This is a genomic window from Pseudogulbenkiania sp. AW2-16, from assembly GCF_056824575.1.
In genome coordinates, this window is record NZ_CP157668.1 from 373,918 (window position 1) to 392,738 (window position 18,821).

Sequence of the window (18,821 nt, forward strand, 5' to 3'; positions counted from 1 at the left end):
TCTCGGTTCTCTCGAATCATATACCCCTACAGGGTATTTTGAAAGATACCGCGCCAACGCAAAAAGTTCCGGGAGAGCGGCACGCCGCTCAACGTTGGCCGAAACGAAACACCCCCGCGCAAGGCGGGGGTGTCGAAGGCCGGGCGGGAGCAGGCTCAGGCTTTGGCCTCGCCCTTCAGCACGCGCTGGCGCCGGCTCTCGGACAGCACCATGCCGGACGACACCGAGACGTTGAGGCTCTCGACGCTGCCGAACATCGGAATCGACACCAGCACGTCGCAATGCTCGCGCGTCAGACGGCGCATGCCCTCGCCTTCCGAGCCCATCACCCAGGCCAGCGGGCCGGCGGCGTCGAAGTGGTAGAGGTCGGTGTCGGCCTCCATGGTGGTGCCGGCGATCCACACCCCGGCGTCCTTGAGGTCGCGCAGGGTGCGCGCCAGGTTGGTGACAGTGATGTAGGGCACCACTTCGGCGGCGCCGCAGGCCACCTTGGACACGGTAGCGTTCAGGGTGGCGGAGCGGTCCTTGGGCGCGATCACCGCGTGCGCCCCCATGGCGTCGGCGACGCGCAGGCAGGCGCCGAGGTTGTGCGGGTCGGTGACGCCGTCGAGGATCAACAGCAGCGGCGGTTCGGACAGGTTTTCCAGCACGTCGTCCAGACTGACGTAGCTGCGGCTGGCGTCGATCATCGCCACCACGCCCTGGTGGCGCGCGTTGCCGCTCATGCTGTCCAGGCGCGCCTTGTCGACGATGTGCAGCTTGATGTTTTCCGCCGCGGCCTTGTCGAGCACCGCCTGGGCGCGGGCGTCCTGGCGGCCGCCGGCGAGCCAGATCTCGAGCAGGCTCTTGGGGTTCTGCCACAGCCGGGCGTTGACGGCGTGGAAGCCGTGGATGAGGCGCTTGTTGCTCATGAGGGAAAAGCCTGAAAACGGAAATGGCGGCTATTGTACCGCCATCGCCGCGCCTCAGCGCACTATCGCGCCACGCTCGCGCGTCAGCGGCTGCGGGCTTCGCTGCTGCAGGAAGGCCGGCAGTTCCGCCGCCGGCAGCGGCCGGCTGAACAGATAGCCCTGCAGCAGCTGGCAGCCCTTGGCACAGAGAAAGGCCGCCTGCGCCTCGGTTTCCACCCCCTCGGCCACCACGCTGAACGACAGCTTGCGCGCCATCGCCAGGATCGCCTCGGCGATCGCCGCGTTGTCGCCGTCGCCCGGCAACCCCTCGATGAAGGAGCGGTCGATCTTGAGCGTGTCGAGCGGGAAGCGCTTGAGGTAGGACAGCGACGAGTAGCCGGTGCCGAAATCGTCGATCGACAGCCGCACCCCGAGCGCCTTGAGCTCGCCCAGCAGCGATACCGCCTCGCTCGGGTTCTGCATCACCATGCTCTCGGTCATTTCCAGTTCCAGCCGGCCGGCGGCGATGCCGGCCTCGGCCAGCGCGCCGGCCACCTGCATGATCAGCCCCTGCTGCTCGAACTGGCGCGCCGACAGGTTGATCGCCAGGCGCGGCACGTGCAGGCCCAGGCAATCCCACTCGGCCAACTGGCGGCAGGCACTGGCGGATGACCCAGTCGCCGATCGGGCGGATCAGGCCGGTCTCCTCGGCCAACGGGATGAAGCGTACCGGCGACACCAGCCCCAGCTCGGGATGGCGCCAGCGCAGCAGCACCTCGAGCGCCTCCAGGCGATACGTCGCCGCCGCCACGATGGGCTGGAAGTGGAGCTCGAATTCGCCGCGCTCGAGCGCCTGGCGCAGGCCGCGCTCCAACTGCAGCCGTTCGATCGCCTGGGCGTTCATCTCGGCAGCGAAGAACTGGTAGGTGTTCTTGCCGGCCTCCTTGGCACGGTACATCGCCACGTCGGCGTTCTTGAGCAGGGTGCGGGCGTCGCTGCCGTCGTGGGGGTAGACGCTGATGCCGAGGCTGCCGGTGACGATCAGCTCCTGCCCCTCCAGCCACAAGGGTTGCGCCAGCACCGCCAGGATGTCTTCGGCCAACGTCGACAAGGTGGCCTGCGAGGCGAAATGGCTGACCAGCAGCGTGAACTCGTCACCGCCGAGGCGGGCGATCTGGCCGCGCCCCCCACCACCTGCTCCAGGCGGCTGGCGGTCTCGCGCAGCAGCTCGTCGCCGGTCTGGTGGCCGAAGGAGTCGTTGATCAGTTTGAAACGGTCGAGGTCGAGGAACATCACCGCCACTTGCTGCCCGGAACTGGCGATCTGCTGGATGCGGTCTTCCAGGCACGCGATCAGCCAGCTGCGGTTGGGCAGGCGCGTCAGCGGGTCGTGGTTGGCAAGGAATTGCAGCCGCTCCTCGGCCTGCTTGCGCACCGTGATGTCGGCGAACACGCCGACGTAGTTGGTGATCGCGCCGGCGTCGTCGCGCACCGCCGAGATCGACAGCTCGGCCGGGTACCACTCGTGCGAGCGGCGCCGGTCCAGCATCTCGCCCTGCCAGTGGCCGTGCCGCGCCAGCCCGTCCAGCATCGCCACGCTCCAGCTGGTATTGTCGCGGAAGATGCGCGACACGCGCCCGATGACCTGCTCCGACTGATAGCCGGTGATGCGGGTGAAGGCCTGGTTCACCGCGATGATGCGGTAGTCGGCCCCGGTGATCAGGATGCCCTCGGCGGCGTTCTCGAACACCTTGCTGGCGAGCTTCTGGTTGGCGTCGGCCTGCACCCGGTCGGAGATGTCTACCACCACGCCGATGATGGCCGCGCGGCCGCGATACTCGAACAGCCGGCTGTGGATTTCCACGTCCAGCAACTGGCCGTCCTTTCGCACCAGCCGCGCCGAGAAGTGCATGATGGAGATGTTCTCGCTCAGGCGCTGGGTGATCTGCTGGCGCAGCCGCTGGCGCTCCTCGTGCGCCAGCACCGTCTCGATCCGCTCCCCCTGCAATTCCTCGCCCGGGTAGCCGAGCATCTCCGCCAGCTTGTCGTTGACGTAGGCCAGGCACTCGTCCTGCAGGATGTAGATACCAACCAGCGACTGCTCGATCAGGGCGTGATAACGGTTTTCCGCCTCCTGCTTGGCCTGCCGCTCGCGCTTGCTCTGGGTAATGTCGGTGGCGATGCAGCCGATGCCGGCCGGCAGGCCGTCGGCGTCGAACAGCGGAAACTTGGTCACCAGGAAATCGCCGGGCAAGCCGTCCAGCGTCAGCGTCTGCTCGTACTGGCGCGACTCCAGCGCGCTCAACACCTGACGGTCCTGCTCGGCCGTCGCCCGCGCCTCCTCCGGCGGCAGGAAATCGGCGCTCTTCTTGCCGATCAGCTCGGCCGGGGCCTTGCCCAGCGCCCGCGAGTAGGCGCGGTTGACCAGCAGGTAACGCCCCTCCAGGTCCTTCAGCGACATCACGTTGGGGCTGTTGCGCAGCCAGGCTTCGAAACGCGCCAGCGAGTCCTGCAGCTGCCGGATGCGGCGTACCGCCGCTTCCGACTGCGTCGCCACCAGCTGCGCCGACAGCACCAGCGCCGAGGTTCAGCACGATGCCGTTGGCCGGCAGGGGGACGGGCTGGAACGACGGCCCGTCGAGAAACGCCGCCAGCACCAGGATCAGCAGCCCCAGCAGCGTCGCGCCGCCGATGCCGGCGCGGCAGGCCGCCCACAACAGGCAGGGGTAGAGCAAGAGATGGATGGGCACCAGGGACACGTGGCCGGCAACGAACACGGCGGCCAACAGCGACACCGTCACCAGCGCGATGAGCAGCAACTCGAGGTAGCGGCGCCGGCTGTATTCGACCCCGGCGAACGCGGCCGGCACGCACAGCACCAGCGCCAGGGCGAGCGCCCCGTATTGCAGCAGGGCCTGAGCCAGCGGCAACCCGACACCGGAAAATGCCGGCACACCCCACAGCAACAGCGCCGCCGCCGCGGCCGGCGCCAGCAGCAGCGACGACAGCAGCCGCAGCAGCGACGAGAGCGAGTTCAGGGTCAGCCTGGCGTGGTGGATGCCGGCGAGCCGGGCGGCCCCGGCCACCAGATAGAGCGACAGCGCCAGCCCGCCGGCCCACAGCGGCCCGGCCCACTGGCTCGCCAGCCCCCAGGCCAGCAGCGGCCACAACCAGACGGAACGGGCGGGATGCCGCACCGCCCACAGCAGGAACAGGCCGTGCGGAATGAAACTGGCCGGCCCCGGCGCGGAGGTGGCGGCGTGCGGCCACAGCAGCAGCGAGGGAAGAAATACCAGCAGCGCCAGGCAGGAAGCCAGCCACTCCTTTCTGTTCACCATAAATCCTTTGTCGCGAGCCGCCGTCCCGGCGGGCCCTGGGTTCTGTTGTTATCGTCGTGTCGTCCGCGCATGGCGCCCGGCTGTACGGGATGACAGGCTGGTATAATACCGCGAGTCCCCTTCTTGTGAAGTCGTATGTTGACCACACCTCCCCCGCTGCCGCCGGCCGGCCAGAAGACCCGACTCGCCCCCCTGCCCGAGGGCCTGGACGCCGCCCTGTTCGCCCGTCTCGCCGGCCAGGGCCGGCTGGTCCTGGTACTGGCGGCCGACGCCCAGAGCGCACAACGGCTGAAGGCGGAAATCCCGTTCTTCGCCCCGGACTGCCGCGTGGCGCTACTGCCGGACTGGGAAACCCTGCCCTACGATCACTTCTCGCCGCACGCCGATCTGGTCAGCGAGCGCCTGGCCACGCTGTGGCAGATCCGCCAGCGCGAATGCGACGTGGTGATCGCGCCGGTCTCCACCGCGATGACGCGGCTGGCCCCGGTGGGCTACCTGCTGGGGCGCACCTTCTTCCTCAAGGCCAAGACCCGGCTCGATGCCGACCAGCTGCGCGCCGACCTGGTCACCGCCGGCTACGCCCACGTCACCCAGGTGATGGCGCCGGGCGAGTTCTCGATCCGCGGCGGGCTGATCGACCTGTTCCCGATGGGCTCGGCGCTGCCCTACCGCATCGATCTGTTCGACGACGAGATCGACTCCCTGCGCACCTTCGACCCGGACAGCCAGCGCACGCTGTACCCGGTGCCGGAGATCCGCCTGCTGCCGGCGCGCGAGTACCCCAGCGACGAAGCCGGCATCACCGCCTTCCGCCAGCACTACCGCGAGCGCATGGAGGGGGACCCGTCCAAGAGCCGCATCTACCGTGACGTCAGCGCCGGGATGTCGCCGGCCGGCATCGAGTACTTCCTGCCGCTGTTCTTCGATACCACCTCGACGCTGTTCGACTACCTCGGCCAGGACGCGCTGGTGGTGACCCACCGCGACGTGGCGGGGGCGGCCGACACCTTCTGGCGCGAGGTCCAGGAGCGCCACCAGATGGCGCGCGGCGACACCGAGCGCCCGGTGCTGGCGCCGGCCGAGATCGTGCTGCGCCCGGACGAACTGATGGCCGCGCTCAAGCCCTATCCGCGCTTCGAGTGCCCGGCCGAGCCCGCCCCGTCCGGCCTGCCGCCGCTGGCGGTGGAGCGCCGCACCGACAACCCCTTGCAGAAGCTGGCCGACTTCCTGTCGGGCCACCCCGGCCGCGTGCTGCTCTCCGCCGAGAGCCTGGGGCGGCGCGAGACCATGTACCAGTTCCTCAGCGAGAACGGCATCAAGCCGGTGCCGGTCGACAACTGGGCGGAATTTGCCGGCGGCACGATGAAGCTGGCGCTCACCGTGGCGCCACTGTTCAGCGGCTTCGCCGTGGCCGAATCGCAGCTCGCCATCGTCACCGAGAGCGAGCTCTATCAGCACGTGGCCCGCAGCCACACGCGCCGGGCGCGCGCCCGTGCCGGCTCCGACGCCATGCTGCGCGATCTGGCCGAGGTCAAGGTCGGCGACCCGGTGGTGCACGAGCAGCACGGCATCGGACGCTACCTCGGCCTGGTGTCGATGGACCTGGGTGAGGGCGAGACCGAGCTGATGCAGCTGGAGTACGCCGACGGCGCCAAGCTCTACGTGCCGGTGAGCCAGCTGCAGCTGATCAGCCGCTACGCCGGCGGCGCCACCGAGCAGCTGACGCTGCACCGCCTCGGCAGCCCGGCCTGGGACAAGGCCAAGAAGAAGGCCGCCGAGAAGGCGCGCGACACCGCGGCGGAACTCCTGAACCTGTACGCCCAGCGCGCCGCGCGCGAGGGGCATGCCTTTTCGCTCAACCACCACGACTACGACGCCTTCGCCGCCGGCTTCGGCTTCGAGGAGACCCCGGACCAGGCCAGCGCCATCGAGGCGGTGATCGCCGACATGTGCTCGGGCAAGCCGATGGACCGCCTGGTGTGCGGCGACGTCGGCTTCGGCAAGACCGAGGTGGCGTTGCGCGCCGCCTTCGTCGCGGTGCTGGGCGGCAAGCAGGTGGCGGTGCTGGTGCCGACCACGCTGTTGGCCGAACAGCACTTCCAGAATTTCTCCGACCGCTTCGCCGACTGGCCGGTGAAGATCGCCGAGCTGTCCCGCTTCAGGAGCGCCAAGGAAAGCAAGGCGGCGCTCGCAGGGTTGGCCGAAGGCACGGTGGACATCGTCATCGGCACCCACAAGCTGGTGCAGCCGGACGTGCAGTTCAAGAACCTGGGCCTCGTCATCATCGACGAGGAGCACCGCTTCGGCGTGCGCCAGAAGGAACAGCTCAAGCGCCTGCGCGCCAACGTCGACGTGCTGACGCTGACCGCGACGCCGATCCCGCGCACGCTGTCGATGGCGCTGGAAGGGCTGCGCGACTTCTCCGCCATCACCACCGCGCCGAGCCGCCGCCTGGCGGTGAAGACCTTCATCTCGCCGCTCGCCAACGGCGTGATCCGCGAGGCGGTGCTGCGCGAGCTGAAGCGCGGCGGCCAGGTGTTCTTCCTGCACAACGAGGTCGACACCATCCAGAACATGCAGGAGAAACTGGCCGAACTGCTGCCCGAGGCGCGCATCGGCGTGGCGCACGGCCAGCTGCGCGAGCGCGAGCTGGAGCAGGTGATGCGCGACTTCCTGCAACAGCGCTTCAACCTGCTGCTGTGCTCGACCATCATCGAAACCGGCATCGACATCCCCAATGCCAACACCATCCTGATCAACCGCGCCGACAAGTTCGGCCTGGCGCAGCTGCACCAGCTCAGGGGCCGCGTCGGCCGCTCGCACCACCAGGCCTACGCCTACCTGCTGACGCCGGACGGCATGACGCGCGACGCACAGAAGCGGCTGGAGGCGATCCAGCTGTCCGAGGAACTGGGCGCCGGCTTCTACCTGGCGATGCACGACCTGGAAATCCGCGGCGCCGGCGAGGTGCTGGGCGAGGGCCAGTCGGGCGAGATGCAGGAAGTCGGCTTCGCGCTGTTCACCGAGATGCTGAAGCAGGCGGTGCGCGACCTGAAAAAAGGCAAGACGCCGGACCTCGACGCGCCCCTGGGCGTCACCACCGAGATCAACCTGCACAGCCCGGCGCTGCTGCCCGACGCCTACTGCCCGGACGTGCACGAGCGGCTGGTGCTGTACAAGCGGCTCGCCAGCTGCGAGAGCGAAGCCGACATCGACGCCATCCACGAGGAACTGATCGACCGCTTCGGCCTACCGCCGCAGACCGTCAAGACCCTGGTCGACAGCCACCGCCTGCGCCTGGCGGCGCGCCGGCTCGGGGTGCAGAAGCTCGACGCCAGCGAGGCGGGCATCCAGCTCAGCTTCGTCAAGAACCCGCCGATCGACCCGATGAAGATCATCACGCTGATCCAGAGCAAGAAGAACTACAAGCTGGCCGGCCAGGACAAGCTGCGCGTCGAGGTCAAAGTCGACGACGTCGGCCTGCGCGTGGTGCGGGTGAAGGAGCTGCTGAAGGAACTGCAGTAGCCCGCGCAAAAGGTTGGCCGAAAGCCGAGCTCAGAATCAAAAAAGCCGTGCCTCCTCTGGGTGGCACGGCTTTTTCATGGAAAACGCGCAGGGCTTGGGAACCTGTTCAGGGTCTGTCGCGAGCGGCCCTCAGCGGGGTGAAGAGCAGCGCAGAAACCGGAATGGACATGAGTCCATGAGGATTTCTGATCGCTGAGCGAATCAATAGATTCGCACGCAGTGCACATGAGCCCCGATCAGGGACGCGCAGCAAGACCATGAGCAGGTTCTTACACCGCTTCCAGCGCCAGTAGTTCGGCCATGGTCTGGCGGCGGCGGATCAGGCGTACCGCATCGCCGTCGATCAGCACCTCCGGCAGCAGCGGTCGGCTGTTGTAGTTGGAGGACATCGACGCGCCGTAAGCGCCGGTGTCGTGGAACAGCAGGTAGTCGCCCACCTGGCACGGCGGCAGATCGCGCGTCACCACCACGCCGCCGTCTTCCTGGGTGAACACGTCACCCGATTCGCACAGCGGCCCGGCCACCACGGTCGGCACCAGCGCGTCGTCCGCCGGCTGCGGCCGGCCCTGCGCGACCAGCGAGATGCCATGGTAGCTGCCGTACATCGACGGCCGCATCAGGTCGTTGAAGCCGGCGTCCACCAGCACGAAGTGGCGGTTGCCCATGTCCTTGACCGCGCGCACCTCGGCCAGCAGCGCGCCGGACTCGGCCACCAGGAAGCGGCCCGGCTCGATCTCAAGGCGCACCGGATGACCCAGCTTCACTTCGATCTCCTTGCGCGCCGCGTCCCACAGCCCGAAGTAGTGCGCGGTATCGATGCGCGCATCGCCGTCGCGATACGGGATCGACAGCCCGCCGCCGGCCGAGATCGCCTCGAGGTCATGCCCCATGCCGGCCACCAGCTCGACCATGGCGCCGCACACCTGCTGCAGGTGGCCGTAGTCCACACCGGAACCGATGTGCATGTGCAGGCCGACCAGGCTGAGGCCGTGTTCGCGGATCACCTGCAGCGCGTCCGGCAGCTGTTCGTGCCAGATGCCATGCTTGCTGTTCTCGCCGCCGGTATTGGTCTTGTTGCTGTGGCCATGGCCGAAGCCCGGATTGATGCGCAGCCAGACGCGATGGCCCGGCGATGCCGCGCCGAGCTGACGCAGCATGTCGATGGAACCGGCGTTGACCGGAATCTGCTCCGCCACCACGCGCGCCAGCGTGGCCTGGTCCAGCAGGTCGGCGGTCAGCACGATGCCGGACGGCTCGCCGCCGCGGCCAGAGAAGCCGGCGGCCAGGGCGCGTTCGATCTCGCCCAGCGACACCGCGTCCACCACCACGCCCTGCTCGCGCATCAGACGCAGGATATGGGTGTTGGAGCAGGCCTTCTGCGCGAAGCGGATCACGTCGAAGGCGCGCAACTGGGCGATGCGCTCGCGGATCACCGCGGCGTCGTAGAGCCATACCGGGGTGCCGTACTGGCGGGCGACGGCATTGAGCAGCTCGGGATTGCGGATAGTCATTCGAAAAAGCTCCTGGGCCACGGTGCAGCGCGGCGCGGTCAGTCAAGAAGCGGCATGGGGTGCCGGAACATACCCGCCATCATGCCCGAGCGATGCCATTTCATAAAATATCGTTTTTCACCATATCCATTCATGTACGATATGGATTGATCCACTACCGCCATGCCACCACATGTCCCTCAGCCTGCGCCACATCGAAATCTTCTGGGCCGTGATGACCTCCGGCAGCGTCACCGGCGCCGCCGACCTGTTGCACACCTCGCAACCCACCGTCAGCCGCGAGCTGGCGCGGCTGGAAACGCTGACCGGCCTGACCCTGTTCGACCGCGTGCGTGGCCGGCTGCAGCCGACGGCGCAGGCGCTGATGCTGTTCGAGGAGGTGCAGCGCTCCTACTTCGGCTTGGAACGCATCCGCAACACCGCCGCCTCGATCCGCCAGTTCCAGCAGGGCCAGCTCTCCATTGCCTGCCTGCCGGCGTTCTCGCAATCGCTGTTGCCCGAGGTGTGCCGGCGCTTCCTCGCGGTCTACCCCGAGGTCAGCCTCTCCATCGTGCCGCAGGAGTCGCCACTGCTGGAAGAATGGCTGTCGGCGCAGCGCCACGACCTGGGCCTGACCGAGCACGGCACCGCCCCGGCCGGCACCCGCATCGCCCCGCTGATGCGCGCCGACGAGGTGTGCGTACTGCCGGACGGCCATCCCCTGCAGGCCAGGACGGCGCTCGCTCCGGCCGACCTGGCGGGCCAGAACTTCATCAGTCTCTCCGCCACCGACCCCTACCGCCAGCAGCTCGACAGCCTGTTCGGCCAGGCCGGCATCGAGCGCCGCCTGGTGGTGGAGACGCACAGCGCCGCCTCGGTGTGCGCCATGGTGCGCGCCGGGCTCGGCGTGGCCGTGGTCAACCCGCTCACCGCGCTCGACTACGCCGGGCATGGCCTCGCCATGCGCCGCTTCACGGTCTCGATTCCGTTCACCGTCAGCGTGGTGCGCCCGGAGCACCGCCCCTCCTCGCAGTTGGCCGAACACTTCGTCGAAGCGCTGCAACAGCAGGCGGCGGAACTCGCCATCCGGCTGGAGGCGGCGCTAGCGCTGGCATGAAAAAACCCGGCCTGCAGCCGGGCGTGTCGTCGGGAGAGCAAGGGGCCATTACGGCTGCGCCGCGCCGAGTTGGAAGAAGCGGCCGCTATTGACGAGATCGCGGATGCGCGCCGGATCGGTCTCGCCGTTGACGTTGGTGATCACCAGCTTGCCGTAGCCCTGGCGCAGATCGTTGCGGAAGTCGTAGAAGGCGCCGATCACCGATAGCTTGCCCGACTCCACCTCGCCCGCGAACTTCAGCAGCGCGGCGTCCACCTGGTTGTTGACGTTGAGCAGCACGCCGTCGGTGACATCGATCCCTTTGGGAATGTTGATGGTGGCGAGTTCCTTGGCGATGGCCGGCTCGATGCCGGAATAGTCGCCGGAGGCCGCCTTCACCGCACCGCACACGGCATGGCCGACGATCAGCAGCAGCGGCGTGTGCAGATGGCGCACGCCGTACTCCACCGATCCCTCGGCGGTGGCGAGCTGGTTGCCGATGTCGCGCACCATGAACAGGTCGTTGACGGCGTCGGCGGAGAAGGCGTCCGCCTGCACCCGCGAATCGGAGCAGGTAATCACCGTGGCGCGCGGCGTCTGCTGGTCGGCAAAGCGCTCGAAGTAGCCCGGCGCGTGCGTCCGCATGTAGCGCAGGTTGGCGTTGATAATGGCGTCGACCGCTCCCTTCACCTGGGCCAGCTCGGAACCGTGGCCATGTTCGTCGGCGTAGACGGATACCGGCGCGGCCTGGGGAGCGATGGAGGGCGATTCGGCGGCCTGGGCCGTGCCAATCAGCAGCGCCAAGCCGCCAGCCAGCAGGCGGGCCGTCAGCGAAACGGTTCGAGTCATGAAGCGGGTTTCCTTGTTCAGCGTTTTGTCATGCCGAACTGTAGCGACCCGCCGCGTGGCGAATCAAGCCTGCGTGGTTTGGACGCTCGCCCCCGGCTTGCGCTGGCTGATCAGCACCCCGCCGAACACCAGCAGGCAGGCGAGCTGCTGCTGAGCCGACAGCGTCTCCCCCAGGATGATCCAGGCCAGCAGCACCGTGAACACCGGGATCAGGTTGACGAAGGCCCCCGCCATCGCCACCGGCACCCGGCTCACCGACCAGGTATAGAGCCCGTAGGCGCCGAGCGTGATCCCCGCCCCCAGGTACAGCACCCACAGGCTCGGCCACAGTGGCAAGGTCTGCGGCAGCGTCACCCACGGCGTGAACAGCAGCGCGCCGAACCACAGCATGCCGAGCACGGTCTGCGCCGCAGTGATCACCAGCGCCGAGTAGCGTACCGACAGCTTCTTGGCGATCAGGATATAACCGGTGGCGCACACCATCGCCAGGAACTCCAGCGCGTTGCCGAGCAAGGGGTTCGGTGCGTCGGCGCTCTGCTCACCGGTCAGCGTCAGCCACAACACACCTGCGAACGATACCGAAATGCCCAACCAGACCGTACGCCCCAGCCGTTCCTTGAGAAACAGCAAAGCGCCAAGCGAGGTCAACAGCGGCAGCGTGGCGGTGATCACCCCGGCCTGCGAGGCACTGGTATACACCAGCGCGCGCGCCTCGAGCAGGAAGTACAGGCAGGGTTCGGCCAGCGCCAGCGCGGCAAGCCACTTCCAGTCGCCTTGCTGATAACGCCGTCGTACGCCGGGACGCAGCATCAGCGGCAGCAGGCAAAGCGTGGCGATCACCATGCGGGCAAACAGCACCACCATCGGGTCGAATACCGAAAACACGTATTTCAGCGCGATGAACGAGCTTGCCCACAACAGCATGGCGAGCGACAGGGCCAGGTACGGCAGCATGACGGTCCTTGAAGAATGACAAAAGCGGCCACCAGGCTGAGGTGGCCGAGTTGAATAGACAAGTGTATTGTCGCAAAGACGGCTGGCGATTGTCGAACGTAGACGGCATACCCGCTGCTCTGTCGCGGACGACGGCGGCAGGCGCAGCTCGAGCAGGGCACACCGGCGATGCCAGCCGGAAGGCCGCAGCGAAACCGGTGCCACAGAAGAAATCGGTCGCTGGCCGGCCCTGATCGCACAGGGAACAGCCCGGAACAGGATGCCCTCACTGTTCAGAAAGTAGCCATGCACAAAGCATAGACAGCCGTTAAACTAGTAAAAATAGCGGTAACAGCAACACATTGTTCTGACATGAAAACAACCTCGCACATCCCCTCCCCGGACGCCCTGCTCGCCTTCGATGCCCTGGCGCGCCTCGGCAGCTTCACCGCGGCGGCCGAGGCCATCGGCTGCGCCAAGAGCCGGATCAGCCAACTGGTAAAGGATCTGGAGCACGATCTGGGGACGGTGCTGGTGCTGCGCAACACCCGCCGCGTGGCGCTGACCGAGGCCGGGCGCCGCACGGCCTGCCACGCCGCGCAGCTGCGCAGCATGCTCGACAAGGTGCGGCCGGACATCGAGGAAGCCCAGGGCGCCATCGGCGGCCCACTGCGCGTCAGCTCGACCATGTCGTTCGCGCAGTACCTGCTGGCGCCGCTCTTGGGCGAGCTGGCCGAGCTCCACCCCGCGCTGGAAATGGAGCTGGTGGCCGAGAACCGACTGCAGGACCCGGTGGAGGCCGGCCTCGACTTCTGCCTGCGCACCCGGGCGGTGCACGACGACCGGCTGGTGGCCAAATCGATCGGTTTGGTCTGGGAAGAGCTGTACGCCGCGCCGGCCTACCTGGAGCGGGCCGGCATCCCGCAGACGCCGGATGACTTGCTCAAACACCAGCTGCTGCACAACAGCTACAACGAAACCGGCCTCGACTGGCGGCTGGAAAAGGACGGCCAGTTCGTTTCGCTCGCCATCCGGCCGACGTTGCTGTGCGACCAGTACGCCGTGATCGCCAACGCCGCCTGTGCCGGCGTGGGCATCGGCCTGTTGCCGCAGTACGTGGTCAGCCCGCAGCTCGCGCGCGGCGAGCTGGTCCCGGTGCTGCCCGGCTGGCGCTCTTCCGGCTGGCCGGTGTTTCTGGTCTACCCCTACCGCCACCCGATGCCGAAGAAATACGAAGCCTTCCTGCAGCTGGTGGTGCCGCGCCTGCGCACCATTCTCGGCGACAGCTGAGCTGCCGGCCGCCTCACCCGGGCCTCAATCCTCGACGCGGAACCCGACCTTGATCGTGACCTGCCAGTGGGCGATGGCTCCGTCGACGACATGGCCGCGCGTTTCCAGCACCTCGAACCAGTCGATATGCTTGAGCGTGGCGCCGGCCTTGGCGATAGCGGTGCGAATGGCATCATCGCAGCCCTCGGAGGAGGAACCGACCAGTTCCACCATCTTGTAGACATGCTTGCTCATGTTGTTCTCCCTAGGTGATACGAAAGATCCCGTCCTGGCGGGTACAACTTCAGCATAGTGCCCGGCACGGCAACTGCCCGACGAATCGCCCCCTCCTCCAAACCGTCGACGGCACCGCACGGCAATAAAAAAGCCGCCCCGGTCAGGGGGCGGCTTTGAAGCTAGCGTGATGATCGACGCTCAGCGCTTGTGAGCGATCAAGCGTTCAGTTCCTTGGCCAGGTAAATCCAGGTCTCGACCACGGTGTCCGGGTTCAGCGAGATGGTCTCGATGCCCTCTTCCACCAGCCACTTGGCGAAGTCCGGATGATCGGACGGGCCCTGGCCGCAGATGCCGACGTACTTGTTCAGCTTACGGCAAGCCTGGATCGCCATGTGCAGCATGGCCTTCACAGCGTCGTTGCGCTCGTCGAAGGTCGAGGCGATCGGGCCGCCGGAGTCGCGGTCCACGCCCAGGGTGAGCTGAGTCATGTCGTTGGAGCCGATGGAGAAACCGTCGAAGTGCTCCAGGAAGCGCTCGGCCAGTACCGCGTTGGTCGGCAGTTCGCACATCATGATCAGGCGCAGGCCGTTGTCGCCACGCTTCAGGCCGTTGGCGGCCAGGATCTCGATCACTTTTTCAGCTTCGGCCAGGGTGCGCACGAACGGGATCATCACTTCCACGTTGGTGAGGCCCATCACGTCGCGCACTTTCTTGATGGCGCGGCATTCCAGCTCGAAGCAGTCGCGGAACGATTCGGCCACATAGCGCGCAGCACCACGGAAGCCCAGCATCGGGTTCTCTTCGTGCGGCTCGTACATCTGGCCGCCGATCAGGTTGGCGTACTCGTTCGACTTGAAGTCGGACATGCGCACGATGACCTTTTTCGGGTAGAACGCGGCCGCCAGCGTCGACACGCCTTCGGCGATCTTGTCGACGTAGAAGTCGACCGGGCTCTTGTAACCGGCGATGCGGTCGGTGATGGTGGCTTTCAGCTCGGCCGGCAGCGTGTCGAACTCAAGCAGCGCTTTCGGGTGGATGCCGATCTGACGGTTGATCACGAACTCCATGCGCGCCAGGCCCACACCTTCGTTCGGCAGCTGCGCGAAGTCGAAGGCCAGTTCCGGGTTGCCGACGTTCATCATGATCTTGACCGGGGATTCCGGCATCTTGTCCAGTTCCAGGTCGATGATCTCGACTTCGAGCAGGCCATCATAGATGTTGCCGGTGTCGCCTTCGGCGCAGGACACAGTCACCTGCATGCCGTCACGCAGCACGTCGGTGGCATCGCCACAGCCGACCACGGCCGGAATGCCCAGTTCGCGCGCGATGATCGCGGCGTGGCAGGTACGGCCGCCACGGTTGGTCACGATGGCGGCGGCACGCTTCATCACCGGTTCCCAATCCGGGTCGGTCATGTCGGTCACCAGCACGTCGCCGGCCTTGACGGTGTCCATTTCGGACGCGTCTTTGATCAGGCGCACGGTGCCCTGGCCGATCTTCTGGCCGATGGCGCGGCCTTCGCACAGCACGGTGGACTTGGTCTTCAGGCGGAAGCGGCGCAGGGTGTCCTTGCGGTCTTCCTGCGACTTCACGGTTTCCGGACGGGCCTGCAGGATGTACAGCTTGCCGTCGGTGCCGTCACGGCCCCACTCGATATCCATCGGGCGGCCGTAGTGCTTCTCGATGATCAGCGCGTACTGGGCCAGCTCTTCCACTTCGGCGTCGCTGATGGAGAACTGCTTGCACAGCGCCGGTTCGACGTTGACGGTCTTGACCGAACGGCCGGCTTGCGAGGCGTCGGTGAACTCCATCTTGATCAGCTTGGAGCCCAGGGTCTTGCGCAGGATGGCCGGACGGCCAGCCTTCAGGGTCGGCTTGTGAACGTAGAATTCGTCCGGGTTCACGGCGCCTTGCACCACGGTCTCGCCGAGGCCGTAGGAAGCGGTGATGAAGACCACGTCTTCGAAACCGGATTCGGTATCGATGGTGAACATCACGCCGGCGGCGCCGGAGTCGGAACGCACCATACGCTGCACGCCGGCCGACAGAGCCACTACGTCATGGGCGAAGCCCTTGTGCACGCGGTAGGAGATGGCGCGGTCGTTGTACAGGGAAGCGAAGACGTGCTTCATGGCTTCCTTGACGTTGTCCAGGCCACGGATGTTCAGGAAGGTTTCCTGTTGACCGGCGAACGAGGCGTCCGGCAGGTCTTCCGCGGTGGCGGAGGAGCGCACGGCTACCGAGATGTCGGCGCCGCCGGAATCGGCCACCATCTTGTCCCAGGCTTCCTTGATGTCGGCATCAAGCTTGGCGGGGAACGGGGTATCGATAATCCACTGGCGGATTTCCTTGCCGACGCGGGCCAGTTCGGTCACGTCGTCGATATCCAGCTTGGCCAGCGCGGCGCTGATGCGCTCGGCCAGGCCATTGTGCTGCAGGAAATCACGATAGGCATCCGCCGTCGTGGCGAAACCGCCGGGTACACGGACACCCGAGTTAGCCAGCTGACTGATCATTTCGCCCAGGGAGGCATTCTTGCCACCTACCTGTTCAACGTCGGTCATGCGCAGCTTCTCGAACCAGATGACGTAGTTCTCTGCCATCACTTCACTTCCTGTATTGGATTGGAGACGATAGAAAGCCGCATTCTAGCCGATTAACGCCCGGCTTGCGTAGCGTCTTTTGCATTGCACAAGGTAAGGATTTGCCCTTAATCAAGGACTTCCATCCCGCCGTTCTGGCACCATCGCCCCCGCCCGGCGGGAAAAAGCCTTTTGTCATGTAGTGTTAACACTACTGTAAAGCCAAACGGGGCGGGAGATTAGCCCCCTTGCCGCCGGGCTGCGCGGTGAGAACGCTGACGGCGGCGGCCGGACGGGTATAATCGCCCCACGACTCTCCGCCATTTTTTTCGACAGGTGCATTCATGCCACACCTCCGCTCCGCCATTTTCGTTTCCGACCGCACCGGCATCACCGCCGAGGCCCTGGGCAACACCTTGCTGACGCAGTTTGACACCATCGAATTCAAGCGCGAGACCATCCCCTTCGTCGACACGGTGGAAAAGGCACAGGAAGTGGCCGAGATGATCCGCCAGCGCACCGCCGACGATCACCAGAAGCCGGTGGTGTTCACCAGCATCGTCAACGCCGAGGTGCGCCAGGCGCTGCGCGTCGACCATGCGCTGGTGATCGACTTTTTCGAGGCCTTCATCGGCGAACTGGAGGCGGAACTGCACCAGAAGGCCACGCTGTCGGTGGGCAAGGCGCACGGCATGATGAACGAGTCGCAGTACGATCACCGCATCGAGGCGGTGAACTACTCGCTCAACCACGACGACGGGGTGAAGCTGAAGGACCTGCACGAGGCCGACGTGATCCTGGTCGGCGTGTCGCGCTCGGGCAAGACCCCGACCTGCCTGTATCTCGCGCTGCAGTACGGCATCAAGGCGGCCAACTACCCGTTGACCCCGGAAGACCTGGGCAGCCCGACGCTGCCCAAGATGCTGCTGCCGTTCCGCCAGAAGATTTTCGGCCTGACCATCGACCCGGCGCGCCTGCACCACATCCGCTCCGAGCGCCGCCCCGACTCCAAGTACGCTAGCATCGAGAACTGCCGCTCCGAGGTGAACGAGGCGGAATCGATGTTCCGTCACCACGCCATCCCGTTCATCAGCACCACGCACAAGTCGATCGAGGAGATCGCCTCGACCATCATGCACAAGGCCACCCTGGCGCGACGGTTCTAGAGCCTACCCACTAGGCGGCTGCGCCTTCGCATCTCGAATGCCGGCAGGACTGAGTGCCAATCTATCGCTGAACCAATCGAAGATTGGCACGCAGCGATTTGCTCAAAACGCTGCGGAATCCTCATGTACTTCAGGTAGACTCCGGTTCCAGCACCCCGTCGACATTCAACCTGCTTTGGCCCGCCCACCGACTGAAAAGGCCCGTGATACATCCGACTTGACTCCGCCGCCGAGTGCATGGTTTGATGAAAAACATGAATACCTCGTTCGCAATCGCTTTCTCGTTTGGTTGGTGGCGCCTGTCCTAGGCGGCACCGCGGTTGCGTACACCCGAAAACCCCGGAGCTGCCAGCAGGCGCTCCGGGGTTTTCGTTTTCCACCCCTCCTTGCTGGCAGTCTCCCTGAACCCTAGTGGAGCACAGCATGAATCTCGACAGCATCAGCCCGAACGACGTCATCCTCACCGGCGACCGTACTACCGGCCCGTTGCACCTGGGTCATTACGTCGGCTCGCTGCGTAACCGCGTCCTGCTGCAGGAGCATTGCACCCAGTTCCTGCTGCTGGCCGACGCCCAGGCGCTGACCGACAACATGGGCAACTACCTCAAGGTGCGCGACAACGTGCTGCAGGTGGCGCTCGACTACCTCGCCGTCGGCATCGACCCCGCCAAGAGCACCATCTTCATCCAGAGCCTGGTGCCGGAACTGTCCGAACTGGCGTCCTACTACCTCAACCTGGTGACGGTGGCACGGCTGGAGCGCAACCCGACCATCAAGGACGAGATCAAGCAGCGCGGCTTCGAGCGCGACATCCCGGCCGGCTTCCTGACCTACCCCGCTGCCCAGGCGGCCGATATCACTGCGTTCAAGGCCACCGTGGTGCCGGTGGGCGCCGACCAGGTGCCGATGATCGAACAGACCAACGAGATCGTGCGCCGCTTCAACGCCAGCGTCGGCCAGGAGCTGCTGGTGGAGACGCGCGCCGTGGTGCCGGAGCACGGCGCACGGCTGCCGGGCATCGACGGCAAGGCGAAGATGTCGAAGTCGCTCGGCAACGCGCTGGCGCTGTCGGCGAGCCCGGACGAGATCCGCCAGGCGGTGAAGATGATGTACACCGACCCCAACCACCTGCGTGTCGACGATCCGGGCGAGGTCGAGGGCAACGTGGTGTTCAGCTATCTCGACGCCTTCGACGACGACGCCGCGGCCGTGGCCGAGCTGAAGGCGCACTACCGCCGCGGCGGGCTGGGCGACTCGGTGCTCAAGGCGCGGCTGGAAGACAAGCTGCAGGCGCTGCTGAAACCGATCCGCCGCCGCCGCGAGGAATACGCCCGCGATCCGGCGGCGGTGCTCGCCCTGCTGAAGGAAGGCACCGGCAAGGCGCGCGAGGTGGCGGCCGTGACGCTCGCCGAGGTCAAGGGGGCGATGGGGTTGAATTACTACTGAC

At 66.3% G+C, this 18,821-nt stretch carries 13 protein-coding genes and 1 pseudogene; 5 read left to right on the forward strand and 9 right to left on the reverse strand.

Going from position 1 to position 18,821, the window contains the following annotated elements; all coding sequences use genetic code 11:
- Window positions 1-155: 155 nt before the first annotated feature.
- The 4 genes and pseudogenes from rlmB to ABKF58_RS01830 all read right to left on the reverse strand — a co-directional run bounded on the left by rlmB (window position 156) and on the right by ABKF58_RS01830 (window position 3,464).
- Window positions 156-911, reverse strand: a complete 756-nt coding sequence (gene rlmB, locus ABKF58_RS01815; protein WP_008953319.1) for a 23S rRNA (guanosine(2251)-2'-O)-methyltransferase RlmB — start codon at window positions 909-911, stop codon at window positions 156-158.
- A 54-nt stretch (window positions 912-965) separates the two neighbouring features.
- On the reverse strand, window positions 966-1,538 hold the full coding sequence (locus tag ABKF58_RS01820; protein WP_482583197.1) for an EAL domain-containing protein: 573 nt from the start codon (window positions 1,536-1,538) through the stop codon (window positions 966-968).
- Between the two features lie 67 nt (window positions 1,539-1,605).
- Window positions 1,606-2,034, reverse strand: a pseudogene (locus ABKF58_RS01825) (EAL domain-containing protein); the annotation flags it as partial.
- Window positions 1,932-3,464 carry a sensor domain-containing protein gene (locus ABKF58_RS01830; RefSeq protein WP_482583198.1) on the reverse strand — a complete coding sequence of 511 codons (1,533 nt, stop codon included), beginning with the start codon at window positions 3,462-3,464 and terminating at the stop codon, window positions 1,932-1,934. The gene ABKF58_RS01830 and the pseudogene ABKF58_RS01825, both read right to left, overlap by 103 nt.
- 898 nt (window positions 3,465-4,362) lie before the next feature.
- Here ABKF58_RS01830 and mfd point away from each other — a divergent pair.
- The gene (gene mfd, locus ABKF58_RS01835; protein ID WP_482583199.1) at window positions 4,363-7,752 is read left to right on the forward strand and encodes a transcription-repair coupling factor; all 3,390 of its coding nucleotides are present in this window, start codon (window positions 4,363-4,365) and stop codon (window positions 7,750-7,752) included.
- A 269-nt stretch (window positions 7,753-8,021) separates the two neighbouring features.
- Here the strand turns inward: mfd and lysA are convergent, their stop codons facing one another.
- Entirely contained in the window at window positions 8,022-9,263 is a 1,242-nt protein-coding gene (lysA, locus tag ABKF58_RS01840) for a diaminopimelate decarboxylase (RefSeq protein ID WP_482583200.1), read from the reverse strand.
- Window positions 9,264-9,435: 172 nt separating this feature from the next.
- Between lysA and ABKF58_RS01845 the strand changes: the two genes are divergently transcribed.
- On the forward strand, window positions 9,436-10,359 hold the full coding sequence (locus ABKF58_RS01845) for a LysR family transcriptional regulator (RefSeq protein WP_482583201.1): 924 nt from the start codon (window positions 9,436-9,438) through the stop codon (window positions 10,357-10,359).
- A gap of 48 nt (window positions 10,360-10,407) precedes the next feature.
- Here ABKF58_RS01845 and ABKF58_RS01850 read toward each other — a convergent pair whose 3' ends face one another.
- Window positions 10,408-11,187 carry a carbonic anhydrase gene (locus ABKF58_RS01850; RefSeq protein WP_482583202.1) on the reverse strand — a complete coding sequence of 260 codons (780 nt, stop codon included), beginning with the start codon at window positions 11,185-11,187 and terminating at the stop codon, window positions 10,408-10,410.
- 63 nt (window positions 11,188-11,250) lie between these two features.
- Window positions 11,251-12,141 carry a DMT family transporter gene (locus ABKF58_RS01855; RefSeq protein ID WP_482583203.1) on the reverse strand — a complete coding sequence of 297 codons (891 nt, stop codon included), beginning with the start codon at window positions 12,139-12,141 and terminating at the stop codon, window positions 11,251-11,253.
- A gap of 351 nt (window positions 12,142-12,492) precedes the next feature.
- Between ABKF58_RS01855 and ABKF58_RS01860 the strand changes: the two genes are divergently transcribed.
- Complete coding sequence (locus tag ABKF58_RS01860; protein ID WP_482583204.1) at window positions 12,493-13,410, forward strand: LysR family transcriptional regulator; 918 nt, start codon at window positions 12,493-12,495, stop codon at window positions 13,408-13,410.
- 24 nt (window positions 13,411-13,434) lie between these two features.
- On the opposite strand, the gene ABKF58_RS01865 is transcribed toward ABKF58_RS01860, so the two are convergent.
- Together ABKF58_RS01865 and ppsA are read right to left on the reverse strand one after the other, a co-directional pair.
- Window positions 13,435-13,644, reverse strand: a complete 210-nt coding sequence (locus ABKF58_RS01865) for a dodecin (RefSeq protein WP_008953327.1) — start codon at window positions 13,642-13,644, stop codon at window positions 13,435-13,437.
- A 197-nt stretch (window positions 13,645-13,841) separates the two neighbouring features.
- A complete protein-coding gene (gene ppsA / locus ABKF58_RS01870) occupies window positions 13,842-16,229 on the reverse strand; it encodes a phosphoenolpyruvate synthase (protein ID WP_014086061.1) in 2,388 nt (795 codons plus the stop codon).
- Between the two features lie 323 nt (window positions 16,230-16,552).
- On the opposite strand from ppsA, the gene ppsR reads away from it, so the two are divergent.
- The gene (gene ppsR / locus ABKF58_RS01875) at window positions 16,553-17,374 is read left to right on the forward strand and encodes a posphoenolpyruvate synthetase regulatory kinase/phosphorylase PpsR (RefSeq protein ID WP_482583205.1); all 822 of its coding nucleotides are present in this window, start codon (window positions 16,553-16,555) and stop codon (window positions 17,372-17,374) included.
- Window positions 17,375-17,797: 423 nt separating this feature from the next.
- Window positions 17,798-18,820 carry a tryptophan--tRNA ligase gene (trpS, locus tag ABKF58_RS01880; protein ID WP_482583206.1) on the forward strand — a complete coding sequence of 341 codons (1,023 nt, stop codon included), beginning with the start codon at window positions 17,798-17,800 and terminating at the stop codon, window positions 18,818-18,820.
- The last annotated feature ends 1 nt before the right edge of the window (window position 18,821 follow it).

What these genes read in the sequence shown, in the direction of transcription:
- ppsA (WP_014086061.1), bottom strand. Translation starts at nt 16,229, where the DNA reads ATGGCAGAGAACTACGTCATCTGGTTCGAGAAGCTGCGCATGACCGAC.
- trpS (WP_482583206.1), top strand. Translation starts at nt 17,798, where the DNA reads ATGAATCTCGACAGCATCAGCCCGAACGACGTCATCCTCACCGGCGAC.
- mfd (WP_482583199.1), top strand. Translation starts at nt 4,363, where the DNA reads ATGTTGACCACACCTCCCCCGCTGCCGCCGGCCGGCCAGAAGACCCGA.
- ppsR (WP_482583205.1), top strand. Translation starts at nt 16,553, where the DNA reads ATGCCACACCTCCGCTCCGCCATTTTCGTTTCCGACCGCACCGGCATC.
- rlmB (WP_008953319.1), bottom strand. Translation starts at nt 911, where the DNA reads ATGAGCAACAAGCGCCTCATCCACGGCTTCCACGCCGTCAACGCCCGG.
- lysA (WP_482583200.1), bottom strand. Translation starts at nt 9,263, where the DNA reads ATGACTATCCGCAATCCCGAGCTGCTCAATGCCGTCGCCCGCCAGTAC.
- ABKF58_RS01860 (WP_482583204.1), top strand. Translation starts at nt 12,493, where the DNA reads ATGAAAACAACCTCGCACATCCCCTCCCCGGACGCCCTGCTCGCCTTC.
- ABKF58_RS01845 (WP_482583201.1), top strand. Translation starts at nt 9,436, where the DNA reads ATGTCCCTCAGCCTGCGCCACATCGAAATCTTCTGGGCCGTGATGACC.
- ABKF58_RS01865 (WP_008953327.1), bottom strand. Translation starts at nt 13,644, where the DNA reads ATGAGCAAGCATGTCTACAAGATGGTGGAACTGGTCGGTTCCTCCTCC.
- ABKF58_RS01850 (WP_482583202.1), bottom strand. Translation starts at nt 11,187, where the DNA reads ATGACTCGAACCGTTTCGCTGACGGCCCGCCTGCTGGCTGGCGGCTTG.
- ABKF58_RS01855 (WP_482583203.1), bottom strand. Translation starts at nt 12,141, where the DNA reads ATGCTGCCGTACCTGGCCCTGTCGCTCGCCATGCTGTTGTGGGCAAGC.